Source organism: Duganella callida (assembly GCF_004614165.1).
GTDB classification, from domain to species: domain Bacteria; phylum Pseudomonadota; class Gammaproteobacteria; order Burkholderiales; family Burkholderiaceae_D; genus Rugamonas; species Rugamonas callida.
In genome coordinates, this window is sequence record NZ_SPVG01000062.1 from 1 (window position 1) to 3,613 (window position 3,613).

General features: G+C 63.2%; 2 protein-coding genes. Both read right to left on the reverse strand.

Annotated elements, in window-relative coordinates; genetic code table 11:
* A partial coding sequence (locus E4L98_RS06330) for a beta strand repeat-containing protein (protein ID WP_135200722.1) occupies nt 1–2,551 on the reverse strand: 2,551 nt, incomplete at its 3' end.
* Nucleotides 2,552–3,095: 544 nt separating this feature from the next.
* Complete coding sequence (locus E4L98_RS06335) at nt 3,096–3,518, reverse strand: hypothetical protein (protein WP_135200723.1); 423 nt, start codon at nt 3,516–3,518, stop codon at nt 3,096–3,098.
* Between the last annotated feature and the right edge of the window lie 95 nt (nt 3,519–3,613).

Here is a 3,613-nt window from a genome sequence, read left to right on the forward strand (position 1 = left end):
GGCCGCCCAGGTTGGCGGTGCTGAACGACGACACTTGCGCGGTGCTCAGGGCGGTGATCTGGCCGGTGGTCAGCGCGCCGACTTGCGAGCTGTTCAGGGCGGCGAAGGCCGAGGTCTTCAGCGCGCCGATGTCGGCGGTTTCGATGGCGGCGATGTCATCGCTGCTCAGCGCCGCAACCTGGCTGCTGCTCAGGGTGCCGATCTGGGTCGACGACAGGGCCACCACCTGGTCGGTGGTCAGCGCCTTCATCTGGTTGGTGGTCAGCGCGGCGATGGCGCTCGACTTCAGGGCAGCCAGGTCGGCGGTCTCGATCGCGGCGATGTCGTTGGTGCTGAAGGCAGCGATCTGCGAGCTGCTCAGGGCGCCGAACTGGTTGGAGGTCAGGGCCACCACCTGGTCGGTGCTCAGGCCGGCGATGCTGCCGGTGGTCAGCGCGGTGATCTGGGTGGTGCTCAGCGCGCCCAGCTGGTCGGTGGTCAGCGCGCCCAGTTGCGACGACTTCAGCGAGGCGATGATGTTGGTTTTCAGACCGACGATGTCGGCGGTCTCGATGGCGGCGATGGCGTTGGTGCCCAGCGCGCCGAATTGTGCGGTGCTCAGGGCGCCCAGCTGGTTCGACGACAGCGCCACCACCTGGTCGGTGGTCAGGCCGTTGGCCAGCGCGTTGGTGCTCAGCGAAGCGATCTGCGCGGTGCCCAGTGCGGCCACTTGCGCGGTGCCCAGCGCCGCCACTTGCGACGTGCTCAGGGCGGCGATGGCCGAGGTCTTCAGCGCGCCGATGTCGGCGGTTTCGATGGCGGCGATGTCATCGCTGCTCAGGGCGGCGACTTGCGCGCTGCTCAGGGTGCCGATCTGGGTCGACGACAGCGCGACGACCTGGTCGGTGGTCAGCGCTTTCATCTGGTTGGTGGTCAGCGCGGCGATCACACCCGACTTCAGCGCGGCCAGGTCGGCGGTTTCGATGGCGGCGATGTCGTTGGTGCTGAAGGCAGCGATCTGCGAGCTGCTCAGGGCGCCGAACTGGTTGGAGGTCAGGGCCACCACCTGGTCGGTGCTCAGGCCGGCGATGCCGGCGGTGGTCAGCGCGGTGATCTGGGTGGTGCTCAGCGCGCCCAGCTGGTCGGTGGTCAGCGCCGCCAGTTGCGACGATTTCAGCGAGGCGATGATGTTGGTTTTCAGACCGACGATGTCGGCGGTCTCGATGGCGGCGATGGCGTTGGTGCCCAGCGCGCCGAATTGTGCGGTGCTCAGCGCGCCCAGCTGGTTCGACGACAGCGCCACCACCTGGTCGGTGGTCAGGCCGTTGGCCAGCACATTGGTGCTCAGCGAAGCGATCTGCGCGGTGCCCAGCGCCGCCACTTGCGCGGTGCCCAGCGCGGCCACTTGCGAGGTGCTCAGGGCGGCGATGGCCGAGGTCTTCAGCGCGCCGACGTCGGCGGTTTCGATGGCGGCGATGTCATCGCTGCTCAGGGCGGCCACTTGCGAGCTGCTCAGCGAACCGATCTGGTTCGACGACAGCGCCACTACCTGGTCGGTGGTCAGGGCCTTCATCTGGTTGGTCGACAGGGCGGCGATGGCGGCGGTCTTGATCGCGGCGATATCGGCGGTTTCCAGCGCGCCGATGGCGTTGGTGCTCAGCGCGGCCACTTGCGAGCTGCTCAGGGCGGCGGCCTGGTTGGACGACAGCGCCACCACCTGGTCGGTGCTCAGGGCAGCCATGCTGCCGGTGGTCAGGGCCGAAATCTGGCTGGTGCTCAGCGCGCCCAGCTGGTCGGTGGTGATGGCGGCCAGTTGCGCGGTCTTCAGGGCGGCGATGACGTTGGTCTTCAGACCGACGATGTCGCGGGTCTCGATGGCGCCGATGGCGTTGCTGCTCAGGGCGGCGAACTGCGCGGTGCTCAGGGTGCCCAGCTGGTTCGACGACAGCGCCACCACCTGGTCGGTGGTCAGGCCGTTGGCCAGTGCGTTGGTGCTCAGCGCGGCGACCTGGCTGGTGCTCATGCCCGACACCTGGTCGGTGGTCAGCGCGGCGACCTGGGCGGTGTTCAGGCCGGCGATGGCCGAAGTTTTCAATGCGGCGAAGTCGGCGGTCTCCATGGCGGCGATGCCGTTGGAACTCAGGCCGACGATCTGCTGGCTGCTCAGGACGGCAGCTTGCTGGCTGGTCAGGGCCACCACCTGGTCGGTGGTCAGCGCGCCCAGCTGTGCCGAGCTGATGCCGGCGATGGCGGCGGTTTTGAGTGCAGCGAAGTCCCCGGTTTCAATCGCGACCAAGGAGGTGGTCGACATGGCGTTCAGTTGGCTGGAGCTCAGCGCGCCAACCTGGTTGGAGCTCAGCGCCACCACCTGGTCGGTGGTCAGGCCGGTGGCCATCTGGCGCGTGGTCAGCACCGACACCTGGGTGGTCGTCAGGGCGCCGATCTGGTCCGTGGTCAACGCCTGCGTTTGAGCGGAATTGAGCGCAACGAGATCGGCAGTCGCGAGCGCGGCAATGCTTTGAGTAGACAAAGCTGCGATCTGGTCGGTACTAAAGCTAGTTACGAGGCTCATTTCCATTCTCCTTGGGGGGCACTACACACAGTTCTATACGGGACAGTGATGGAGCCGCCAAGTTTTCAGACTTGCGGCTCCAACTAAATTGGGTATTTCGGGGTATTTCATTCCAGGCGCGGAACGGCACTCACACGCATAGTTCTTAACGTCAATCCTTGAAGCAACTTTAGGTCCGCAACCCGAACTATTTTTCCGCCCGTTAACTTTCCTATGGCAATTACCGTACACATAGTTTCAGTTAATCAGAAGAAATTTTGCTGCGGGGCACATCGGCCTATACGTACAAAGCGACCTTTTTCCTGACTGCATTAAGTTTTTTGTTTACTCACTGCAATTTGTCGGGTCCAGGACTTAACGGGCGTTACGACTTGTAACATCGCTTGAACGCAAGGCTCGACGGGAAAATACAACTACCATTATAGCTGAGGTGCATTGCCCAAAAGAATTTTTTTAGCGCCTGTCGCGACCACGCAACCCAGAAACGGCAATGTTTATCGATTAAAAAACTTATCTCTTAAGAAATATTTTCTTTGGAGAATGGTTATTTTGACGGTGGCGTGTGACCGGATGATGACGGCGTCCGGGCGTGCCGCAGTCGCCAGGCCAGATTGACGGCGGTGGCGACGAACAGCCCCAGCGCGACCATGTTCAGCACCAGCACCCCCGAGGAAAAGCGCAGCACCAGCCCCAGATTGACCCCGGCCTTGACCGCGAACTGCCAGCCGCCGGCCAGCGGAAAATAGCTGACAAGTTGCAAAAAATAATACAGCCCGGCGCCCCACAGTCCCAGCCAATGATGTTTGAGCCCGGCCACCGCCGACAAAAACCCGAGCAAGGCGGCGCCGAACACGATGAAGCGGGATGCATCGTCGAGCGGCTCGCCGAGCAGGCCGAGGCACACCCCCAATGCCAACGCACTATTTAATAAGAGGACCCGGGCCAGCCATTTTTCGAATTCCAGCATCTGCATCCAAGCAAGGTGAGCGTAGCCGCAGATTGTACCCAATCCGGGGTCAGTTCTGCCAATCGCACACGGGCTCTACCGTAAGCGGCCGCTTA